Origin of the sequence: Rhodococcus sp. AW25M09 (genome assembly GCF_000333955.1) — a bacterium.
In the GTDB taxonomy this organism is placed as follows: Bacteria; Actinomycetota; Actinomycetes; order Mycobacteriales; family Mycobacteriaceae; genus Rhodococcoides.
In genome coordinates, this window is record NZ_CAPS01000056.1 from 77,125 (window position 1) to 98,493 (window position 21,369).

Here is a 21,369-nt window from a genome sequence, read left to right on the forward strand (position 1 = left end):
TTCAGAATCTGATCAGGATGCCGCCGTGACGTCTGACGAGACGAGTTCGCCCCCTCCGGAGTCCACGACCGTTCCCGGTGAGTCCACTACCGCTCCCGGTGAGTCCGCGTCCGTACCCGAAGGTGACGACATCACCTTCGCCGATCTCGGAATCGACGAGCGGGTCCTGAAGGCCCTGCGCGACGTCGGTTACGAGAGCCCGTCGCCCATTCAGGCGGCCACCATTCCGCCGCTGATGGCCGGCAACGACGTCGTCGGTCTCGCACAGACCGGAACCGGTAAAACCGCCGCGTTCGCGGTGCCGATCCTGTCCCGTCTCGACGTATCGCGACGGGTGCCGCAGGCCTTGGTGCTGGCACCGACGCGCGAGCTGGCACTTCAGGTCGCCGAGGCGTTCGGCAAGTACGCCACGCACATTCCGGGTCTGCACATTCTGCCGATCTACGGCGGCCAGGCGTACGGCATTCAGCTCTCCGGCCTGCGCAAGGGCGCGCAGATCATCGTCGGTACACCGGGCCGCGTCATCGACCACCTCGAGAAGGGCACGCTCGACCTGTCCGGCCTCGAATATCTGGTACTCGACGAGGCCGACGAGATGCTCAAGATGGGTTTCCAGGAGGACGTCGAGCGCATCCTCTCCGATACCCCGGAGTACAAGCAGGTCGCGTTGTTCTCGGCGACCATGCCCGCCGCGATCCGCAAGATCTCCAAGCAGTACTTGCACGATCCGGTGGAGATCACCGTCAAGACCAAGACGTCGACGGCGCCGAACATCACCCAGCGCTACGTTCAGGTGGCCCACCAGCGCAAGCTCGAGGCGCTCACTCGAATCTTCGAGGTCGAAGAGTTCGAGGCCATGATCATGTTCGTGCGCACCAAGCAGGCCACCGAGGAACTCGCCGAAAAGCTGCGGGCGCGGGGCTTCTCGGCGGCTGCCATCAACGGCGACATCGTGCAGGCTCAGCGTGAGCGCACCATCGGCCAGCTCAAGAACGGTCAGATCGACATTCTGGTGGCCACCGATGTCGCGGCCCGTGGTCTCGACGTCGATCGCATCTCGCACGTCATCAACTACGACATTCCGCACGACACCGAGTCCTACGTGCACCGCATCGGTCGAACCGGCCGCGCCGGTAGAGCCGGTCAGGCGCTGCTGTTCGTTGCACCGCGCGAGCGGCATCTGCTCAAGGCCATCGAGCGTGCGACGCGTCAGCCGATCACCGAGATGCAGCTGCCCAGCGTCGACGACGTCAACGCCCAGCGCGTGACGAAGTTCAAGGACTCGATCACCGAGAGTCTGGGCAACGAGAATCTGGCGTTGTTCCGTCGGCTGATCGAGGACTACGAGCGCGAGCACGACGTGCCGTTGGTCGATATCGCCGCGGCGCTGGCCATCCAGTCTCGCGACGGCGAAGCGTTCCTGTTGAAGCCGGAGCCGCCTGCCCCGCCGCGGGCACCTCGTGAGCCGCGGGAAGCTCGTCCGCCGCGGACGTTCGACGAGGATGCGGCCAGTTCGCATCACCGCAAGACCGGACAGGAAATGGCGACGTACCGCATCAGCGTCGGCAAGCGGCATCATGTCGCTCCGGGCGCGATCGTCGGTGCTATCGCCAACGAGGGCGGTCTGCGTCGAAGCGACTTCGGGCACATCAGTATTCGCCCCGATCACTCGCTGGTGGAACTGCCGGCCGATCTCGCCGACGAGACCGTCGAGGCGTTGCGACGTACCCGCATCAGCGGCGTGCTGATTCAGCTGCAACCCGATTCCGGTCCTCCCGGACGTAGTGGCGGGCCTCGCGGCGGCGGAAAGTTCAAGGGCAAGCGCTAGAGCGCTGCGCGCATGTGCGCGGTAATTCGTAGTGGGCTACGAATTACCGCGCACGACCCGAGGATCGACCGGGATCTCGGCGTTTGGTGGCCGAGGCCTCGGGTATCCGCCCGAGCATGACCACCGTCACACTTCGTGTCAATGGGGCCGATCGCGAGTTCGACTGCGATACCCGAACCACCCTGCTCGACGCGCTCCGCGAGAATCTCGATCTGATCGGTGCCAAGAAGGGCTGCGATCACGGGCAGTGCGGAGCATGCACCGTTCTGGTCGACGGGCGGCGAATCAACAGTTGCCTGACGTTCGCGGTCGCGCAGAGCGGTCGGGACATCGCCACAGTCGAAGGATTGGCCGACGGAGACACACTGCATCCCGTGCAGCAGGCTTTCGTCGACCGGGACGCGTTCCAATGCGGATACTGCACTTCCGGGCAGATCTGCTCCGCGGTAGCGGTGATCGAAGAGGCCAAGCAGGGTTGGCCCAGTGCGGTCACCGAGGACCTCGAGGCCACCGACGTCGAACTCGATTCCGGTGAAGTGCGAGAACGTATGAGTGGCAACCTCTGTCGCTGCGGTGCGTACGCCAACATCGTTCCGGCCGTACAGGACGCGAACTCGTGAGAACCTTCGAATACGAGACCGCCACCGCAGTCGACGACGCCGTGGCCCGCCTCTCCCAGGACGAACACGCGATGGTGCTCGGTGGGGGAACCAACCTCGTCGACCTGATGAAGCTCGGTGTCTCGCATCCGACGACCCTGATCGACGTGACGCGGCTACCGTTGCACGACATCGATATCTCCGACGACGGTTCCCTGCGCGTCGGCGCGGCCGTGACCAACAGTGATCTCGCTGTGCATCCGGTGGTTCGTCAGCGCTATCCGGTGCTCTCGCGTGCGGTGCTCTCGGGTGCCTCGGGCCAATTGCGAAACATGGCGACGACCGGCGGAAATCTGTTCCAGCGCACTCGATGCGTGTACTTCATGGACGCGTCCAAGCCGTGCAACAAGCGCGAACCGGGCTCGGGCTGCCCGGCGCGTGCGGGTGAGCACCGAAACCTCGCCATCCTCGGTGCCTCGGAGTCCTGTGTGGCAACCCATCCCTCGGACATGGCAGTCGCGCTGTCGGCGCTCGATGCGCGCGTCGTGGTTCGCGGAGTCGACGGTGAGCGTGTCCTCGAGATCGACGACTTCTATCGACTTCCCGGTGACGAGCCCGAGCGCGACAACACGGTTGCGCGGGAAGAGATCGTCACAGCCATCGAGATTCCGAAGCCCGCGGACACCTCCCACTCCACCTACCGCAAGGTCCGGGATCGGCAGTCCTATGCGTTTGCGGTCGCATCCGTTGCCGCCGTGCTCGATGTCGAGGACGGGATCGTGCGCGGGGTATCGATCGCGCTGGGCGGTGTCGCACACAAGCCGTGGCGGGCGCGCACTGCCGAGCACGCGCTGCTGGGCGCGGCCGCTGATGAGGCGTCGTTCCGGCGGGCGATGGCGCTCGAGCTCGACGCTGTTGAACCGCTCCGAGACAACGCATTCAAGATTCCGCTTGCGACCAACCTGGTTGCTCGCACGCTCGTCGAACTCACAGAGCTGGCCGCACTCACGGAACGAGGAGATCGGGTATGACCGCATCGATCGGGCAGTCGATTCGGCGGACCGAATCGATCGCGAAGGTGACCGGCCGAGCGAGGTACGCCGCGGAGCAGCCGCCGGCCGTCGGGCAGCTGTACGCCTGGTACGTGCCTGCGACGATTCCGGCGGGCACGGTCGAGCACGTCGAACTCGATGCCGATTCGGAGACGCACACCGTCCTGTGGCACGGCAACGCCGAGAAGCTCGGAGACGTCGAGGATGCCGAGCTGCATGTGCTGCAGTCGAGCACCGTCGCCTACCGAGGCCAGGTCGTGGCTGTCGTCATGGCCGACACCCTTCAAGCTGCGCGTGCGGCCGCTGCCCGAGTGCAGGTGCGCTACGCAGATGTTCGTTCGCCCGACAACACTCTGACGGCCCAGCACGCCTCGCTCTACGCACCGGAATCCGTCAACGCGGGATTTCCCACCGATGTCACCGTCGGTGATCCGGATGCCGCGTTGCAGACGGCCGCGCACGTGGTCGACAACTGGTACTCGACGGCTCCGATGCACAACAGTCCTATGGAACCGCACGCCACCACGGCACAGTGGTCCGACGGTGTTCTGACGGTGTGGGATTCGACGCAGGCACCGTCGGGAGTCCAGGGCGATCTGGCCACTGCCTTCGGCCTCGAGCCCGAGAACGTTCGTGTGATCGCCGAAAACGTCGGCGGCGGATTCGGCGCGAAGGGGAGTACCCGGCCCAACGCCGTCCTCGCGGCGATGGCTGCTCGGGCCACCGGCCGCACGGTGAAGCTGGTACTACCGAGGCAGGCACTGTTCGATCTGGTCGGATATCGCACGCCGACGCTCAATCATGTTCGCCTGGGGGCCGATGCGGACGGCATGCTGCTGGCGATCACGCACGATTCTTTCCAGCAGACCAGCACGATCTTCGAGTTCTGCGAGCAGACCGCCGAATCCAGTCGGCACATCTACGCGGCCGCGAACCGGCGCACCACGCATCGCTTGGCGACGCTCGATGTAGGAACGCCGCGGTGGATGCGGGCACCGGGGGAAGCGCCGGGCATGTTCGCGGTCGAGGTGGCGATCGACGAATTGGCCGTTGCCACCGGTATCGACCCCATCGAACTGCGCATCCGCAACGAGCCGGACGTCGACCCCGCGAGCGGCAACGCGTTCAGCTCACGAAGCGTGGTGCAGTGCCTCCGGGAAGGCGCAGAGAAATTCGGATGGGACCGCCGCGACGCCAGGCCCGGTCAGCGCCGAGAAGGGCGCACCCTCGTCGGGATGGGCGTGGCATCGGCGAGTTATCCGGTGCTGATCTCGCCGAGTACCGCCTCGGCTCGGGTGCAGCAGGACGGCACGATCACGGTGTCCGTCGCAGCGACCGACATCGGAACCGGCGCGCGCACGGTGCTCCGCCAGATCGCCGCCGACGCTCTCGAGGTCGATGCGGACAGCGTCACCGTCGAGCTCGGCGACAGTGCTCTGCCCACTGCTCCCGGAGCCGGAGGATCCTCGGGTACCTCGTCCTGGGGCTGGGCTGTCACCAAGGTTTGTCATGCGTTGAAATCTCAGGGTCCGTACGAGCCGGGCAACTCCGCCGAGGCAGATACCACCGAGGACGTCGAGGGCCAGAAGGAGTTGGCGCGCATGGCGTTCGGTGCCCAGTTCGCCGAGGTCGCCGTCGACATCGACACCGGTGAAATTCGGGTGCGAAAGATGTTGGGCGTCTTCGGCATCGGTGCGGTGATGAATCCACGCCTGGCCAGGTCTCAGCTCATCGGTGGCATGACGTTCGGGCTCGGGATGGCGCTGATGGAGAACGGCGTCGTCGACCACGAGTTCGGCGGGTTCGCCAATCACGATTTCGCGGAGTACCACATCCCGGTGTGCGCGGACGTCACCGATCTCGAGGCCGTCTGGGTCGAGGAGGTCGATACCGAGCTCGCTCCGATGGGCGGCAAGGGAATCGGTGAGATCGGTGCAGTGGGGTCTCCGGCGGCCATCGACAACGCGATCTACAACGCCACCGGCGTTCGAGTCCGTGATCTGCCGATTACGTTGGACAAGGTGCTACGGCAGTGGCGCTAGGCCAGAATCCGCTGCAGGAATTGCCGCGTGCGCGGCTCGGTCGGGTTCACCAGCACCTGATCGGGAGTGCCTCGCTCGAGGACGACGCCGTTCTCGATGAAGAGCACCTGATCGGCGACCTGCTGAGCGAAGCGGATTTCGTGAGTCACGATCACCATCGTCCAGCCCTCGGCCGCAAGGCTTTTGATGACGGCCAGAACCTCACCGACGAGCTCGGGATCGAGGGCCGAGGTGGGCTCGTCGAACAGCATCAGTTTCGGGTGCAGCGCGAGGGCGCGCGCAATTCCGACGCGCTGTTGCTGACCGCCGGAGAGCTGGAACGGGTATTGGTCGGACTTCGCGTCCAGACCGATCTGATCGAGAATCGCATGCGCGTCGCGGACGGCATCGTCCTTGGCGCGCCTCTGCACGATCACCGGTCCCTCGATGATGTTCTGCAGCACCGTCTTGTGTGGAAAGAGGTTGTGGCTCTGAAAGACCATGCCGCTCTGGGCGCGAAAAAGTCGCAGCTGTGCGGCATCGACCGGCTGGTCGAAGTCCACCGACACCTCGCCGATGCGGATGATCCCCGAGTCGGCCCGGTCGAGTGCATTCAGTGAGCGCAGCACCGTGGTCTTGCCGGATCCGGACGGCCCGATGATGACGGTGACGGTGCCGGACGGCACCGCGAACGAGATGTCCTTCAGCACCTCGAGAGTTCCGAACGATTTCTTCAGCGCGGATACTTCCAGCAGGTCTGTCATTTCGCCACGTACCTGTCGAGTCGGACTTCGAGTTTGCCTTGGAAGAACGAGAGAATGATGCAGATCACCCAGTAGTACAGCGCTGCAACGGAATACAGCGTGAAGAAGTCGAAGGTCGGGGCCGCCGCGAGTTGCGCGACGCGCAGCAGTTCGGTCACCAGGATGGTCGAAGCGAGGGAGGTGTCCTTGACGAGCGAGATCAGCGTGTTGGACAGCGGGGGTACCGCGGTGCGGAGGGCCTGCGGAAGCACGATGCGCTGCAGCGTCGTTCGGTACCCCATGCCGATGGTCTGCGCGGCCTCCCATTGGCCCTTGGGCACGCTCAGTATCGCCGCACGGATGACCTCGGCCGCATAGCCACCGACGTTCAACGAGAATGCGACGACTGCCGCCGGGAACGGCGAGATCACGATGCCGAACTGCGGTAACCCGTAGAAGATGATGAACAGCTGCAGTAGCAGGGGAGTGCCACGGATGATCGAGACGTAGAACCGGGCGACTGCAGCGAGCGGTTTCATCGACGAAATGCGCGCGAGCGCCACCGCGAGAGCGATGACGAGCCCGACCACGAAGCTGATGGCGGTCAGCGGAATGGTCATGGTGACTGTCGCTTCGAGCATCGGCCACAGGTTGTCGAGAACCAACTGCATCTTCGACGGTGCGGTCGAGCCCGCATCCTCGCTCACCGGCGCGGCGGTGTCGGCGGTCGGTGCCGCGACGTCGCTGCCGAAATACTTGCTCGAGATCTCCGCGATGGTGCCGTTCTCACGCAGTGTGTCGATGGCGGTGTCGACCTCGTCCATCAGCCCGCTGTTCTTGCGGGTCACGAAGGATTGCAGGGTCGTGTCGCCGGTATCGCCGGCAATCTTCACTCCGGTGTCGCCGGTCTGCTGCAGGTATTCGGCGATCGCGAGCGAGTCGTTGACGGTGGCGTCGACGCGGCCGTCCTTGACGAGAGTGACCGCCTGGACGAATCCCTCGACGGCCTCGACGTTCGCTCCTGCGTTCGCGGCGACCTCGGCCCAGTTGCTCGTCGAGGACTGGGCGGTGGTCTTGCCGGCGAGGTCCGCCAACGAGGAGATGGTGGTGTCGTCTGCGGCGGTGAGGATTTGGCCTTGCGACACCGTGTAGGGCTTGGACAGGTCGTAGGCCGCTTGCCGAGCCGGAGTGATCGAGACCTGGTTGGCGATGAGGTCGAATCGTTGGGACTGCAGGCCGGCGAAGATCGAGTCGAACGGGGTCTGCACGAAGTCGACGCGCACGCCCAGCTCCGCGCCGACCGCGTTGACGACGTCGATGTCGTATCCGGTCAGTTGCCCGTCCGCGCCCTGATAGCTGAACGGGCTGTAGGTGCCCTCGGTACCGACCACCAGGACACCCTCGTCCCGGATGCGTTCCAGCAGTGACTGCGTGGACGAACTGCACCCGGACAAACCGAGTATGCCGATCAGAATTGCGACCAGAGCGAGGGTCGATCTGCGCACCATGCGCGCCTGCTTTCGCTGTAATGACGAGTGGAGAAAAACCTACCCGTCGATCTCCAACTCCGCTGACACCACCACGGTGTTGTTCATGGGGAGTGCGGCCACCCCGAGCGCAGTGCGCGCGTGGCTACCGATCTCGGGACCGAAGAGCGCAAGCACGATGTCGGAGAAGCCGTTGACGACCGTGGTGGTCTGAGTGAAGCCGTGATCGGCGTTGACCGACCCCGTCACTGTCAGCCATGCGCTGATGCGATCGAGGTCGCCGATCGCGCGGGCGACGCTACCGAGGACGGCCAGTGCAGTATCGCGGGCGGCGTCGGTGGCAGCGTCGAGACTCACCTGCGACGGAACTGCGCCGAACGGGCCCGCCAAGGTGCCGTCGGGTGCCAACGGAGAGTGACCCGAGGCGAAGACGCGGCGGCCGCGCACCCGCACCCATTCGAACGAGAACTCGAAACCGGGTGGTGCGGTCGGTTCCCCGGGCAACGTGAAGCCCAGTTCGGTGATGCGACGTTCGATCTCCATGATCGAAAATCCTGTCAGACCGCGACACCGTTGATGGTGCGAACGGTCCAGCGAGAACCGTCGTGTTCGAGGGTGGACACGCCCGCGTTGAGAATTCGCGGGGAGTGCCGGCGCCGGATCGCGTCGAAGATCGCTCGGATGACGCCGCCGTGTGCGACGGCGATCACCGCCGCCTCCGGGTAACGCGAGGCGATGTCGTCGACGGCGCGCACGCCTCGCACGATCAGGTTCGAGCGCGGCTCCAAACCCGGGTACAGACCGTCCGGCCAGTGCGAATATGCATCCCAGTCGGTGAATCCCTCGGCGTCGCCGAAGTGCCGTTCGGCCAGATCCGGGAATTCGTCGGTGCGGGTCAGACCCAGGTGAGCGCCGATGATGTCGGCGGTTTCGGCTGCTCGGACCAACGGTGAACTGACGAGGTGGTCCCACCCGCGGTACTCGAGTTGGTAGCCGGCCTCGCGAGCCTGAGCACGGCCGGTGTCGTTGAGAGGTATGTCCGATGAGCCCTGCAGACGCCCGTGCAGATTCCAGTTCGTTTCACCGTGCCGAACCAGTGCTAGAAAAGTCATAGTGAGCGGAGAATATCCCAGAGTTACCAGGGAGTACGGTCGATACAAGGATACGCGAACGAGCTTGGAGGATTGTCGATGAATCTTGCCCTGACAGAAGAAGAGGCCGCGTTCCGCGAGGAGATGCGGACGTTCTTCACCACGAAGATCCCTGCCGAGATTCGCGAGAAGAGCGCGACGGGTCAGGAGTTGAGCAAGGACGAAGTGGTCACGACCATGCGAATCCTGAACGAGAACGGCTTGGCGGTGCCTCACTGGCCTGCAGAGTTCGGCGGTCGCGACTGGTCCGCGGTGCAGCGTCACATCTGGCTCGACGAGATGCAATTGGCCTCGGTGCCGGAGCCGTTGGCGTTCAACGCCTCGATGGTCGGCCCCGTCATTGCGACGTTCGGCTCGCAGGAGCTCAAGGAGAAGTTCCTGCCGAAGACGGCGAACCTCGACATCTGGTGGTGCCAGGGGTTCTCCGAGCCAGAAGCCGGATCGGACCTTGCGTCGCTCCGCACCACCGCGATTCGCGACGGCGACGACTACATCGTCAACGGGCAGAAGACGTGGACCACGCTCGGCCAGAACGCCGACTGGATCTTCATGTTGGTGCGAACCAACCCGGACGCGCCGAAGAAGCAGGCCGGAATTTCGTTCCTGCTCATCGATCTGGACACCCCCGGCATCGAGATGCGGCCCATCAAGCTGGTCGACGGCAGCGTCGAGGTCAATGAGGTCTTCTTCGAGAACGTCCGCGTTCCGGCCGAGAACCTCGTCGGCGAGGAAAACCAGGGCTGGAGCTACGCCAAGTTCCTGCTCGGCAACGAGCGCACCGGCGTCGCCCGCGCCGGACACACCAAAGTGCATCTGGGACAGGCGAAGAAGCATGCCGCGCAGACGAAGGTCGGCACCGGGACGCTCCTCGAGGACCCGTTGTTCGCGGCCAAGATGGCCGAGGTCGAAAACGAACTGCTCGCCCTGGAGTTGACTCAGCTTCGGATGGTCTCGAGCTCGGACGACGGCAAGCCGAATCCGGCGTCGTCCATCCTCAAGCTTCGGGGATCGGAACTGCAGCAGTCCACCACCGAATTGCTGATGGACGTCGCTGGACCGGATTCGCTGCCCTACGAGGCAGGCGAGGACATCGAGAGCGAAGGCTGGGCACAGCGGTCGGTACCGGGGTATCTCAACTTCCGCAAGGTCTCGATCTACGGCGGCTCGAACGAGGTTCAGCGCACCATCATCGCCTCGGCGATTCTCGGACTGTAAGGGAGCATCTGAAGACATGGATTTCGAACTCAACGAAGAGCAGAAGCTGCTGCGCGACACCACCCGTGAGGTGTTCTCGCGTGCCTACGACACCGAGAAGCGCAACAAGATCGTTGCCGGCGAACTCGGGTGGAGCACCGACGTCTGGAAGCAGCTGGCCGAGGTCGGCCTGCTCGGTCTGACGTTCAGCGAGGACGACGGTGGTATGGACGCCGGTCCGGTGGAGATCATGGCGGTCATGACCGAGGTCGGACGCCGTCTGGCGCCGGAGCCGATTCTCGACGCCGTTCTCGTTCCCGGCGGTTTGATCTCGGAGCTCGGCAGCGCCGATCAGCGCAAGCGGCTCCTGCCGCCCGTGGCCGAGGGATCGTCGATGCTGGCGTTCGCGCACAACGAATCCGGTAGTCGCTGGCCCAACGTCGAGGTCGCTACCACCGCCACCGAGGATGGCGGATCGTGGTCGATCAACGGCGTCAAGAACCCGGTTCCGCACGGCGGCAGCGCAGATGTGATCGTCGTGAGTGCCGCACTCGCCGACGGCGGAACGGGCCTGTTCGTCGTCGACGCCGACGCGACCGGCCTCACCCGCAAGTCCTACGCGACCCACGACGGTCAGCGCGCCGCTCAGATCGAGTTCGTCGATGTTGCGGCCGAGCCGCTCGGCACAGCGGAGAATGCGGCGGCCGCGATCGAGGGAGCCGAGGTACGGGCGCAGGCCGCGTTGTGCGCCGAGGCCGTCGGTGCCATGGAGGAGTCGCTTCGGTTGACCACCGACTACCTCAAGGCGCGCAAGCAGTTCGGGGTTCCGCTGGCCAAGTTCCAGGCGCTCACCTTCCGGGCGGCGGATATGTACGTGCTGCTCGAGCTGGCCCGCAGCATGAGCCTCTACGCCACGATGGCGTTGGCGGACGGCAATGTCGACCCGACGATCGCCTCGCGTGCGAAGCTGCAGATCTCGCGGTCCGGTCGCAAGATCGGCCAGGAGGCGATTCAGCTGCACGGTGGAATCGGCGTCACCGCCGAATATCCGGTGGGTCACTACACCAGTCGACTGGTCGCCATCGAGCACACTCTCGGCGGTGCCGACGAGCATCTGCGCATTCTGGCGTCCAAGGTCTCCGATCACGACCTCATCGAGATCTGACCTGTAAATTGGGTCGTTCCGTAGGCTCCACGCCTGCTCGGATACACGTCACAGAAACCTCGGGCCCGGTCACCTTCCGAAGGTGACCGGGCCCGAGGTTTTCGTGAACGGTGTCAGCTGCCCAAATCTGCCTGAACGACAAGGTCGGCAACCGCTGTGGGATTCGATACCAGAATGGCGTGCGAACCGGGTACCTCGGTCACCGTCGCCCCGGCTCGTTGTGCCATGAAGCGTTCGGCCGACGTCGGGATGATCTGGTCTTGCTGGGGAATCAGTGCCCAGGAGGGCGTGTCGGCCCAGGACGGTGGGCCGCTCGGCTCGAGCAGAGCACCGGCGGCGATGGTCTTCTGGTGAGCAGCCATGCGGGCCGCCTGCTCCTCGCTCAGGTCAGGCGCGAAGAACGTGCGAAACAGAGCGGGCGTGACGTACGAGTCGACGTTCTTGCCGATCACGTTGGAGGTGTCGTCGACGATCGACAGGCCGATCACCGGTGGGACCAACGCCGTCACAGGGAATCGGAACGGATCGAGTTCGAGCGCGACGGGTTCGCCTTCGACCGGCATGAACGCAGCAACGTAGACCAGGGCCTCGACGTTCTCGGCGTGCACGTTGCTGATCACGGTGCCCGCGTACGAGTGGCCTACCAACACCACGGGGCCGTCGATACCCTCGACGACGTCGGTCACCGAGGCCGCATCGAACGCAGGGCCCCGCAGGGAGTTCTCAGCTGTGACGACGGGGTAGCCTCGGCCGCGTAGGTTTGCCGCGACGCCGTCCCAGCTGGTGCTGTCGGCGAAGGCTCCGTGTACGAGAACGACGGTCGGCAGCCCCTGTGCAGCGGCCGGAGCAACGCCGATGCCGACCATGGTGCCCACGGTCAAGGTCGCGGCCGCGAGCAATGAAGTCCAGCTTCGTGTACGCATGCTTCCAACTTGCCACACGCCATAAGTTCTCGCGGTGTTCACCGCCTGGATCGGACCAGCTTGGTCTCAGGGAGAGCTCGTATGCTTGGGTTGTAGGCAGTCGCGTTTGCCCGACCGGGTGATCGTGAAACGGTAGGTCCGATCGTGAGCGAGAGTTCGATGAAGTCTCGGATGGCCGAGTACCCACGTCCCCATCACTGTTTGCTGCACATCAGTGACACGCATCTCGTCGACGGTGAAGGCCGGTTGTACGGCGGGGTGGACAGTGAGTTACGGCTCGAGCAGGTAATGACCGACGTTCGCAACTCCGGCGTCCGCCCCGACGCATTGGTGTTCACGGGCGACCTGACGGACAAGGGCGAGCCGGGCGCCTACGAGAAGCTGCGGGCTCTGGTCGAGCCGGTCGCCGAGGAACTGGGCGCGCAGATCGTCTGGGCGATGGGCAATCACGACGACCGCGCGACGTTCCGTCAGAAGCTTCTCGACGCCGAACCGAGTGGTCGGTCCATCGATCGCCTGCACGACGTCGACGGTCTTCGCATTGTCACCCTCGATACGACGGTCCCCGGCGAGCATCACGGCGAACTCGGCGACGAGCAATTGGCCTGGCTGGCCGACACTCTCGCAACGCCGGCCGAATTCGGCACCATTCTGGCGATGCATCATCCGCCGGTGCCTACTGTGCTCGATCTCGCCGTGCTGGTCGAACTGCTCGATCAGCCGCGCCTCGCCGCCGTGCTGCGCGGAACCGATGTGAGATCCATTCTCGCTGGGCACCTGCACTATTCGACGACCGCCACGTTCGCAGGCATTCCCGTTTCGGTCGCGTCGGCCACGTGCTACACGCAGGATCTCAACGTGCCCGCCGGCGGATTGCGCGGCCGCGACGGTGCCCAGGGATACAACCTGGTCCATGTATACGACGACACGATCGTGCATTCGGTGGTGCCGACGGGATCGTACGACACCGTGGGAGAGACGGTGTCCGCACAGGAAACCGCGCGCAGGTTGAGCGAAGCGGGAGTCACCATCGCAGACAGCGCTCGCCGAAAGACCTTCAGCGACGCCTGAGTGTCAGCGCTCGTCGTTGCGGGGGCGTTCCCAGGGTGCGGCGATGGGGAAATACTGATCCAGGAACTGCGTCACCGACCGCGTGCGCAGATCCAGGTCGACCTCGGGAAAGCTGCCGTCGTTGAGGCAGAAGAAGTCGACCGACCGCTTGGGTAGCAAGTTCTCCATGGCTTCCAACCCCGCTGCGGTAGTGGTGTCCACATACCGAACCTTGGCGTCCTTCTGGACCACGGCGCGACCGCTCATCAGTGCGTAATAGTGGTACAGCGAATTCGTCACCGAGATATTGGTACTGGCCCGGAATGCACTCGCTGCGGTGGAGGCGAATTCGTCCGGGAATTCGTTCTCCATTTCCTGCATCACACTGCGGCGCAACGGAGTTGCTGCATGTTCGAGGTGTCTGGTGGTGGTCATCCCGAATCGGTCCTGCAGGATTCGACGGTTCACTCGTGCCGCATTCTCGAACCCGCTGCGATCGGCGTCGCTGTAGCCCAACCCGATTCGGGTCGTCGCCTCGATGAACATGCTGATTCCGCCGGGGGAGAAGAACATCGAGGGACTGACCGGACGGCCGAAGAACATGTCGTCGTTCGAGTACAGGAAATGCTCGGACAGTCCGGGGATGTGATGCAGCTGACACTCGACGGCCTGCGAATTGTGGGTCGGTAGAACGGATGTGTCGACGAAGAACGCCTCGCTCGGCACGAACCTCACCGTGGGATGGTCGGCGAGCCATGCCGGTCTCGGCGAGTCGGTGGCCACGAAGATGCGTCTGATCCACGGCGCATACATGTGAATCGACCGCAGCGCGTACTTGAGCTCGTCGATCTGACGGTAACGAGCGGCCGAATCGTCGCCCTCGCCGACCACGTAGTTGGACATCCGTCGCGCGCGCTGGGCCTGAAATTCCGCCGAGGAGCCGTCGACCCACGAGAAGACGATGTCGATGTCGAAATTGATGTCCGACGCGTGGTCGGCGAACATGTTCTCGATGGTCGGCCAGCTTCTACCGAAGCGTTCGACAGTTCCACGAACGGCCTCGTCGGGCCGGATGTTGCGTCTGGTCAAGGAGTTCTCGATCGGTAGCACGATCTCGGACGGCGAGAACGACCACAGTTCGATCTGTACCGCCGTCGACGCGCCGTAGTACAGCCCGCTGAAGGGCTCTACCCGTGGGCGGTACAGGCGCACGATCCGCGCGTTCGCCGACGGCGACAGCGTGCCGTCGGCCACCAGCACTGCTTTTCCGCGGGCGTCGACGGTCTTGGAGTAGAACGGCTCGGCGTGGCAGGCATGCACCAGCGCGGCGGTGAGTGCTTCTCGGGCGGCCAGTTCGATGGCGATGACGGGGCGTTCGTCGTTTCCGCGAACGAGCAAGTATTTGATGCGTGCGGAGTCCAGTACGGCGCGAACGAACAGCAGATCCTCGACCATGGCCTGGTGGGGAGTGGTGGAGGTGATGGTCAGCGCGTAGCGGCCGTCGTGGCTCACGACGTCGGATCGTTCACTCAGTCGCGCTGCGGATGCTGCAGATTCTCGGGTGGCGGCATCGTCGGTCTCGTGCTCCGGTGGAACGAGGTAGATTTCGTGCGGGGCAGAAGACGTGGTGATGGCGTTCCTTCCGGAGTGTGCGCGCTGGCCGAGAAACCCCGGTGCCCGCTCAGTCTAGTGCAGGTCCGCGGCATTTCCGACGGGCTGCGGTAGAACCCGGCTCGCCGCGACCAGGCCCAGTGCTACTCCAGCGGCGTCAGCGAGAGCGTCGGCGGCCGATCCTGACCGGCCCAGCGGCAGAATCGCCTGCAGAAACTCCGAGGCGATCGCGAATCCCAGCACCCACAGTGCAGTCCGAATCCAGTCGATCCCGGCCAGGCGTGAGGTGTACGCCAGTACCGCGAACAGGACGAAGTGAATGATCTTGTCGCTGTGCTCGAACCCCGACGGCACCCCGGAAGCGGGGGTGAACAGTACGACCAGCGACACCACGAACGTGACGGCGAGGGGAACCTGATACTTCGACGGCGAGAACACCTGCCGAGTTTACCGGCGCTGCAGCACCACAACTGTGTCGATTCGCTCATCGCCGTCGGGCGTGATGCGGGTCCGATGTTCGGCGTGGATCACCTCGAACCCGTCGCCGGCCGCAGCGACGACCGGTTCCGGTGCAAACAGTCGATGCCTGGCCGGATGCTGCGCCGCATGGCTGTCGCTTGGACTGTGGCCGACGATCAGGAGACGTCCCTTCGGTGCGACCGCTGCGGCGAACCTGCGGGTGGTCAGTTCGAGTTCGTCCGGTGGCACCTGCAGGAAGTGCACCGACACCAGATCGAACGCCGCGGCCGGGGGAGTCCAGTCCAGAACATCCTCTTGTTGCCACTGCATCGAGAGTGTCGGCGGCTCGAGTGCCTGTTGTGCTGCACGAGCGCGGCCGAGGGCTACATCGGAGATGTCGACACCTGTCACGTCCCAACCCGCACCGGCCAGCCACAGGGAGTCGGCACCTTCACCGCAGCCGATGTCCAGGGCGCGGCCCGGAGTCAGCTCGGACGCTTCCTGTACCAACACTGCGTTGGGATTGCCGCTCCAGATCGCGGTGCGCTGGTTGTAGAGGTCGTCCCAGAATGCTTCGTCGAAGGTGCCGTTCTCGAAATCCGGTTCCGTGTTGCTCCGGTCGGCGGGATGAGCGTGCGCGTGCGTGTGATCGGCCATGGTTCGAGACTGCCCGCTCACGTACGCGGGCGCAAACAAATTTGCTCGATCAGCAAAGAGAGGTTTTGGGTAGAGTGGCTCGTCATGGACGAACCGGAACGCGAAGTACTGACGTGGGAAACCTTCGGGGACGTCTCGCGCGACCTGACCAAGAAGATCGTCGACGACGGCTTCGTTCCGGACATCGTCATCGCGATCGCCCGCGGAGGGTTGATTCCCGCCGGAGCGATCGCGTATGCCATGGGTGTCAAGGCTGCCGGCACCCTCAATGTCGAGTTCTACTCCGATATCGAGGAGACTCTGGCCGATCCTGTTGTCCTGGAACCCCTCTTGGATACCGACTCGATCGTCGGCAAGAAGCTGCTCGTCGTCGACGATGTCGCCGACTCCGGTCGCACACTGGCTCTGGTCATCGATCTGTTGAAAGTGCATACGCCCGATGTGCGCTCGGCCGTCATCTACACCAAGCCGAGAACCATTGTGCAGCCTGACTATTCATGGCGTGAGACCGACAAGTGGATCAATTTTCCGTGGTCCACGTTGCCGGTCATCAGCTGAGTTATTCGCTGGAGACGTCGATCAGCACCTTGCCGACGGTTCCGTTCTCCACTGCGTCGTGCGCGGCTGCGGTCTCGCTCAGCGAGTAGCGGTGCAGCGGAAGCCCGGTGTCTTCACCGACCTCCAGCACGCCTGCGGCCGCGGCGGCGCTGACGTCTGCCTCGGCATTGCGCAGAGCCTCGTCGCCGACGGTGTAGAGGAGAATGAACTGGTAGCGAGTGTTGAGCACCATATTCGGCCGAACGTCGAATGTGACGGTGTCGCCGCCGTTGTTGGCGTAGACGGCAACCGATGCTCGGTTCGCTCCCACGGCAGCGTTGAGTGCGGCGTTCTGAGCGGGAGCGACCTCGACGATCAGATCGATTCCGGCAGGGATCAATTCGCGAATCTCGGCTGCGGCGTCGCCGGTCTTGTAATTCACGACATGGTGCGCACCGGCCGCAGTGGCCAGAGCGCCCTTCTCCGGTCCGCTGACCGTCGTCACCACGGTCGCGCCGGCCCACCGAGCCAACTGGATCGCGGCGTGTCCGACGGCACCGGCACCGCCGGCAACCAGAACCGACTTGCCGTCCAGCGCGCCTGGATGAAGCCGTGTGGGTCCGTCCTCGGAGACGGTCAATGCGCGGTGCGCCGTCATCGCGGGGACTCCGAGGCTTGCGCCCACGTCGAACCCGACGCCGTCGGGCAGCGAAACCACCCGGGAGGCGGGCAGAATCGCGAAGGCCTGTGCCGTTCCGGTCGGACGTTGGTGCTGGGCGAGGTAGACCCAGACCCGATCTCCGACGGAGACTCCGTCGACGTCGGGGCCGACAGCGTCGATCACGCCGGCACCGTCCTGGTTCGGTACCACCTCGTCGAATGCCAGCTTCTCGCCCGGCCCGGAGCCGGTCCTGTTCTTCCAGTCCGTCGGATTGACGCCCGAGACCACGATGCGTACGCGCACTTCGCCTGCGGCGGGAGCGGTCACCTCGCGATCCTTCAGTTCCAGGACGGACGAATCGCCGGTGCGGGTGTACACGATCGCTGAAGCAGTCATACCGGGGTCAACGCGCGCGGCCCGCCCCGATGTTCCCCGCGAGGTAATCGGGGTATGCATGACTGGTCATCAGTGCTGTCGAAGAAGAGATGGATCTTTCATGAACCACAACGACCTGCTCACCGACGCGTTCGACCGGATCAAAGAACTCGTTCATTCGATATTGGACGACATCCCCGCCGCCGCGTTGACCTACCGGCCGGACTCCGATGCAAACAGCGTCGCGTGGTTGGTGTGGCACCTGACTCGGGTGCAGGACGACCACATCGCCGGTGTTGCCGGAAGCGAGCAGCTCTGGAACTCCGACTCGTGGTTCGAGCGCTTCGGTCTTCCGTTCGACCGGTCCGACATCGGATACGGCCAGTCGTCCTCGGACGTCGCCGAGGTCACCTCCAGCGCCGAGCTGCTGCGCGAGTACCACGACGCCGTGCACTCGAAAACCGTTGCGTACCTGAGCAGCGTCGGTGTCGACGACTTGGACCGGATCGTCGACGAGAACTGGGATCCGCCGGTGACGCTCGGTGCACGGCTGATATCGGTGGTGTCCGACGACCTTCAGCATGCCGGGCAGGCGAGCTACGTGCTCGGCCTGTACACCCGGCAGGCCCAGTAGTCAGGCGTAGCGCTTCTGCAGGTTTTCCAGCGTCTTGGCGATGTTGCGACGCTGGAACTGCGGGAACGTCTTGCCGCTGGTGACGATCTTGTCGAACACGAGGGCCAGGGCATCGGGCCACTTCGTGCGGTCGTCGGTCCAGGTCTCGGTGACTTTCGTGCCGCTCGCCACCGGCTCGAAGTCGTAGCGCCAGGTTGCGTTCGCGCCCTTGATCTTCGGAGTGCTCTTGCCGATGGCGTGGACGCGAAATTCGAATGTCTTGCCCGGGTCGGCTGCGGTGACGGTGCAGCGAGTGATCCACTTCGCCCGGCCGCGCTTGTTGGTTCCGTCGAACACCATCCCCACGTAGGCACTCTCGCGAGCGTCGTGGACCGTGGCACCCGTGTTCTCGGGGCTCCACCCGCCCATCTTGGTGGGGTCGCTGATTGCAGCGTAGAGCGTGTCGGCGTCGGCGTTCACGACGATGCTGTCCGAGACGGTGAATTCACGTGTCATGACGACGCACCGTTCTTCAGACCGGGATGGATTCGAGTGAGCATGGGCACTAACAGCGTTCGCGGGGTGATCTGGGCGAAGATCGATCCGATGCGGTTGGCGGGCCCGGGGATCGAGACCATGCGTCCCTTGGTCATATCGTCGACGGCTGTCTTGGCCACCGTTTCTGCCGACACCCACATGATCGATGGAAGTGCCTTCTCTGCATCGTCTTTCGCGAACCCTGCGGCCTCGCCGAATCCGGTCTGCACCGGTCCGGGGCACAGTGCGGTCGCGGTCACTCCGGTTCCGCGCAGCTCACCGGTCAGGGACTGGGTGTACGAGAGCACGAATGCCTTGCACGCGCCGTAGCCGGCCTGGCCGGGCAAGGGCTGGAACGCTGCAGTCGAGGCCACATTGAGCAGTGCGCCGCGCCCTCGCTGGATCATGCCGGGGAGGAATCGGGTGCACAGGTCTGCGACGGCGACCACGTCGACCTCGATCATGTGCATCTCCGCGTCCGGGTTCGATTCCGCGACGGGCCCGAGAGTGGAGAGTCCGGCGTTGTTGATCAGGATGTCCGGGATCATGCCGAGCTCGGTGATGCGGCCGAGCAGTTCTGCGCGCACCGTGCGGTCGGAGAGGTCGGCGGCGAGGACTTCGGCGCGGACGCCCAGCGCGCGGATTTCGTCGGCCAGTTCGCTCAGCTTGTCGGCGCGGCGGGCGACGAGAGTGACGCCGTGGCCACGGGAGGCGAGTTCGCGGGCGATGGCAGCCCCGATTCCCGAAGACGCTCCCGTCACGACGGCTGTCCGGTCAGGGGCTGGGCGGGGAAGGCTCATGGTCCCACCGTAGCGAACGCGCCTTGTGCAGCGCATTTGAGTACGTATAGAAGGTTAGCCTACTCTTACTTTGCTTTCCTGATTGTTCGTCGAGAGGTAACCATGTCTTCAGCTCCGTCGGCCGGCCCACGGACTGCCCGTCGTACGACTTTGCTGTCCGCCCTCGTCGTGTCGGCCCTCGTGGTCGGTGCGTGTTCCAGTACCGATACCGCCGACGCAGAACAGGCCGATGGCGGCGAATTTGTTGCCGTCACTATCGATTCGGCACTGGGCCAGGCCGTCATTACCGACAAGCCGGAGCGCATTGTCACCCTCGGGCAGGGATCTGCCGAGACGGCGATCGCGCTGGGTACCGTCCCGGTCGGTGTCGAGGAGTATTCGTGGGGTGCCGACGAATCCGGTTATCTGCCTTGGGTTCACGACGCGGTGACCGAGCTAGGAGCCGAATTGCCGCAGCAGTTCACCGGCGGAACAGAATTGAACATCGAAGCGGTCGCGGCGCTCGCGCCGGATCTGATCCTGGCCCCGTGGTCGGGAGTGACGCAGGATCAATTCGACAAGATGAGCGCGTTCGCTCCGGTGGTCGCATACGAGGAGCAGCCGTGGACAACGGCCTGGCAAGACCAGATCATTGTCATCGGCAAGGCCATGGGTGAGGAGCAGAAGGCGGCAGAAGAAATCGACAAGATCGAGAGCCGCTTCGCCGACGCTGCTACCGAGCATCCTGATTACGCCGGAGTGAGCTTCTCGTACATCTACAACACCGGGCCCGGGACGCTCGGGGTGTTTCTCGCCGATGAGCAGCGCGTTGCGATGGTCCGCGCCCTCGGGTTGCAGGTCGATCCGGTGGTGAACACGCTCGACGAGACCGAGGGCACCGACTCGGCGGTCATCGGGTTGGAGAACGCGAATCTGTTGAACGATTCCGATCTGATCTTCACCTTCTACTCGGATCCGCAGAACCGCACCGATACCGAGAAACAGCCCGCGTACAAGCAGATTCCGGCGGTGTCGCGTGGTTCGGTCGTCGCGCCGACGGATCAGTCCTTCGTGACCGGGTCGTCCATCATCAACCCTTTGACGGTGCCGTGGGCACTCGAGCGATATGTGCCGATGATCGACGAGGCCGTCTCGACGCTGGGCGAAGCGGGGCCGTCGTAAGCGGACGTATGCTTTCGCCGTTGTCTCGATACCGAGCTGTTACGACTGGGAGGCCCGGTGGCGTCTCACCGGCCAGCGAGGGTTCCGTCGAACATGTCGAAAGGGAGAACGGACTATGGGCGTCGCATCGATCGTGACTCTCGCGGTAATTATGGTTGCCGGCTCGATGTCTGCGGTCATCATCGCCGTTACCACCCGTCGGAAGAAATAGGCATTGCACCGCACGGTGACTGCATCAGCAATGTACTCGAATCAGACTGTCGAACAGGCTCTTCCGGCCCCGCACCGGGTTCTCGGCGCGGGGCTGGTGTTGTTTTCGGGGTCGCTCAGGTGAGGTGGTTCAGGCGATGTGGGGGCCTGCTCGGGCGTGGGATTGTAGGGGTTGTCGGTGGGGGTCGACGGTGGCCGGGGGTATGAACCAGGGGTGGTTGTCGGCGGCGATGAACACTTCCCAGTCGGAGTGGTGGATGAGTCGGTGGTGGAATCCGCAGAGGAGGACGAGGTTGTTCATGTCGGTGGGTCCGCCGTCTGCCCAGTGCCAGATGTGGTGGCCTTCGGTCCAGGCGGCGGGTTTGCCGCAGCCGGGGAAGGCGCAGCCGTGATCGCGGGCGGTGAGGGCTCGTTTCTGTTTGGCGGTGACGGTGCGGGCGGTGCGGGCGAGGTTGAGTGGGTTGCCTTCCTCGTCCATGACGATGGCGGTGAGGATGCAGTCGCAGGCGAGTTGTCGGGAGGTGTTGCGCGAGAG

General features: G+C 64.4%; 22 protein-coding genes. 10 read left to right on the plus strand and 12 right to left on the minus strand.

Annotation, left to right across the window (positions count from 1 at the left end; translation table 11 throughout):
* The first annotated feature begins 25 nt into the window (after positions 1–25).
* From RHODMAR_RS10915 to RHODMAR_RS10930, 4 genes are all read left to right on the plus strand, one after another.
* On the plus strand, positions 26–1,828 hold the full coding sequence (locus RHODMAR_RS10915; RefSeq protein WP_008714385.1) for a DEAD/DEAH box helicase: 1,803 nt from the start codon (positions 26–28) through the stop codon (positions 1,826–1,828).
* Positions 1,829–1,944: 116 nt separating this feature from the next.
* The gene (locus RHODMAR_RS10920) at positions 1,945–2,448 is read left to right on the plus strand and encodes a 2Fe-2S iron-sulfur cluster-binding protein (RefSeq protein WP_042938768.1); all 504 of its coding nucleotides are present in this window, start codon (positions 1,945–1,947) and stop codon (positions 2,446–2,448) included.
* Positions 2,445–3,458 (plus strand): FAD binding domain-containing protein, encoded by a 1,014-nt coding sequence (locus RHODMAR_RS10925; protein WP_008714390.1) that lies wholly within the window; start codon positions 2,445–2,447, stop codon positions 3,456–3,458. The genes RHODMAR_RS10920 and RHODMAR_RS10925 overlap by 4 nt, the downstream gene beginning before the upstream one ends.
* The gene (locus RHODMAR_RS10930; protein ID WP_008714392.1) at positions 3,455–5,521 is read left to right on the plus strand and encodes a xanthine dehydrogenase family protein molybdopterin-binding subunit; all 2,067 of its coding nucleotides are present in this window, start codon (positions 3,455–3,457) and stop codon (positions 5,519–5,521) included. Before RHODMAR_RS10925 ends, RHODMAR_RS10930 begins: the two co-directional genes overlap by 4 nt.
* Here the strand turns inward: RHODMAR_RS10930 and RHODMAR_RS10935 are convergent.
* The 4 genes from RHODMAR_RS10935 to RHODMAR_RS10955 are packed head-to-tail and all read right to left on the minus strand — an operon-like array spanning position 5,518 to position 8,842.
* The gene (locus tag RHODMAR_RS10935) at positions 5,518–6,264 is read right to left on the minus strand and encodes an amino acid ABC transporter ATP-binding protein (RefSeq protein ID WP_008714393.1); all 747 of its coding nucleotides are present in this window, start codon (positions 6,262–6,264) and stop codon (positions 5,518–5,520) included. The two genes, RHODMAR_RS10930 and RHODMAR_RS10935, sit on opposite strands and share 4 nt — an antisense overlap.
* A complete protein-coding gene (locus tag RHODMAR_RS27525; RefSeq protein ID WP_008714396.1) occupies positions 6,261–7,751 on the minus strand; it encodes an ABC transporter permease subunit in 1,491 nt (496 codons plus the stop codon). Before RHODMAR_RS27525 ends, RHODMAR_RS10935 begins: the two co-directional genes overlap by 4 nt.
* A gap of 39 nt (positions 7,752–7,790) precedes the next feature.
* The gene (locus RHODMAR_RS10950; RefSeq protein WP_008714398.1) at positions 7,791–8,273 is read right to left on the minus strand and encodes a RidA family protein; all 483 of its coding nucleotides are present in this window, start codon (positions 8,271–8,273) and stop codon (positions 7,791–7,793) included.
* Between the two features lie 14 nt (positions 8,274–8,287).
* The gene (locus RHODMAR_RS10955; RefSeq protein WP_008714399.1) at positions 8,288–8,842 is read right to left on the minus strand and encodes a histidine phosphatase family protein; all 555 of its coding nucleotides are present in this window, start codon (positions 8,840–8,842) and stop codon (positions 8,288–8,290) included.
* Positions 8,843–8,920: 78 nt separating this feature from the next.
* Between RHODMAR_RS10955 and RHODMAR_RS10960 the strand changes: the two genes are divergently transcribed.
* Positions 8,921–10,096 (plus strand): acyl-CoA dehydrogenase family protein, encoded by a 1,176-nt coding sequence (locus RHODMAR_RS10960; protein ID WP_008714402.1) that lies wholly within the window; start codon positions 8,921–8,923, stop codon positions 10,094–10,096.
* A 16-nt stretch (positions 10,097–10,112) separates the two neighbouring features.
* Positions 10,113–11,240 carry an acyl-CoA dehydrogenase family protein gene (locus RHODMAR_RS10965; RefSeq protein WP_008714404.1) on the plus strand — a complete coding sequence of 376 codons (1,128 nt, stop codon included), beginning with the start codon at positions 10,113–10,115 and terminating at the stop codon, positions 11,238–11,240.
* A 113-nt stretch (positions 11,241–11,353) separates the two neighbouring features.
* On the opposite strand, the gene RHODMAR_RS10970 is transcribed toward RHODMAR_RS10965, so the two are convergent.
* Entirely contained in the window at positions 11,354–12,163 is an 810-nt protein-coding gene (locus RHODMAR_RS10970) for an alpha/beta hydrolase (RefSeq protein ID WP_042938772.1), read from the minus strand.
* 159 nt (positions 12,164–12,322) lie between these two features.
* Between RHODMAR_RS10970 and RHODMAR_RS10975 the strand changes: the two genes are divergently transcribed.
* Positions 12,323–13,234, plus strand: a complete 912-nt coding sequence (locus RHODMAR_RS10975) for a phosphodiesterase (RefSeq protein WP_042938740.1) — start codon at positions 12,323–12,325, stop codon at positions 13,232–13,234.
* Between the two features lie 3 nt (positions 13,235–13,237).
* On the opposite strand, the gene RHODMAR_RS10980 is transcribed toward RHODMAR_RS10975, so the two are convergent.
* The 3 genes from RHODMAR_RS10980 to RHODMAR_RS10990 all read right to left on the minus strand — a co-directional run bounded on the left by RHODMAR_RS10980 (position 13,238) and on the right by RHODMAR_RS10990 (position 15,940).
* Complete coding sequence (locus tag RHODMAR_RS10980) at positions 13,238–14,746, minus strand: stealth family protein (protein ID WP_232433627.1); 1,509 nt, start codon at positions 14,744–14,746, stop codon at positions 13,238–13,240.
* 153 nt (positions 14,747–14,899) lie between these two features.
* Positions 14,900–15,262 carry a VanZ family protein gene (locus RHODMAR_RS10985; RefSeq protein WP_008714413.1) on the minus strand — a complete coding sequence of 121 codons (363 nt, stop codon included), beginning with the start codon at positions 15,260–15,262 and terminating at the stop codon, positions 14,900–14,902.
* Positions 15,263–15,271: 9 nt separating this feature from the next.
* Positions 15,272–15,940 (minus strand): class I SAM-dependent methyltransferase, encoded by a 669-nt coding sequence (locus tag RHODMAR_RS10990; RefSeq protein WP_008714416.1) that lies wholly within the window; start codon positions 15,938–15,940, stop codon positions 15,272–15,274.
* 84 nt (positions 15,941–16,024) lie between these two features.
* Between RHODMAR_RS10990 and RHODMAR_RS10995 the strand changes: the two genes are divergently transcribed.
* Positions 16,025–16,498: a phosphoribosyltransferase gene (locus tag RHODMAR_RS10995; RefSeq protein ID WP_008714418.1), complete on the plus strand. Its 474-nt coding sequence runs from the start codon at positions 16,025–16,027 to the stop codon at positions 16,496–16,498.
* 1 nt (position 16,499) lies between these two features.
* Here RHODMAR_RS10995 and RHODMAR_RS11000 read toward each other — a convergent pair whose 3' ends face one another.
* Entirely contained in the window at positions 16,500–17,534 is a 1,035-nt protein-coding gene (locus tag RHODMAR_RS11000; protein WP_042938742.1) for an NADPH:quinone reductase, read from the minus strand.
* A 100-nt stretch (positions 17,535–17,634) separates the two neighbouring features.
* Between RHODMAR_RS11000 and RHODMAR_RS11005 the strand changes: the two genes are divergently transcribed.
* Positions 17,635–18,147, plus strand: a complete 513-nt coding sequence (locus RHODMAR_RS11005; RefSeq protein WP_008714422.1) for a mycothiol transferase — start codon at positions 17,635–17,637, stop codon at positions 18,145–18,147.
* Here RHODMAR_RS11005 and RHODMAR_RS11010 read toward each other — a convergent pair whose 3' ends face one another.
* Together RHODMAR_RS11010 and RHODMAR_RS11015 are read right to left on the minus strand one after the other, a co-directional pair.
* A complete protein-coding gene (locus RHODMAR_RS11010) occupies positions 18,148–18,642 on the minus strand; it encodes an SRPBCC family protein (protein ID WP_008714425.1) in 495 nt (164 codons plus the stop codon).
* Positions 18,639–19,463, minus strand: coding sequence for an SDR family NAD(P)-dependent oxidoreductase (locus RHODMAR_RS11015; RefSeq protein WP_042938743.1), 825 nt, complete (start codon positions 19,461–19,463; stop codon positions 18,639–18,641). The genes RHODMAR_RS11010 and RHODMAR_RS11015 overlap by 4 nt, the downstream gene beginning before the upstream one ends.
* A gap of 102 nt (positions 19,464–19,565) precedes the next feature.
* Here RHODMAR_RS11015 and RHODMAR_RS11020 point away from each other — a divergent pair, with 102 nt between their 5' ends.
* Positions 19,566–20,624, plus strand: a complete 1,059-nt coding sequence (locus RHODMAR_RS11020) for an iron-siderophore ABC transporter substrate-binding protein (RefSeq protein ID WP_008714428.1) — start codon at positions 19,566–19,568, stop codon at positions 20,622–20,624.
* Positions 20,625–20,964: 340 nt separating this feature from the next.
* Here RHODMAR_RS11020 and RHODMAR_RS11025 read toward each other — a convergent pair.
* The coding region (locus RHODMAR_RS11025) for an HNH endonuclease signature motif containing protein (RefSeq protein WP_042938745.1) at positions 20,965–21,369 on the minus strand (405 nt) is incomplete at its 5' end.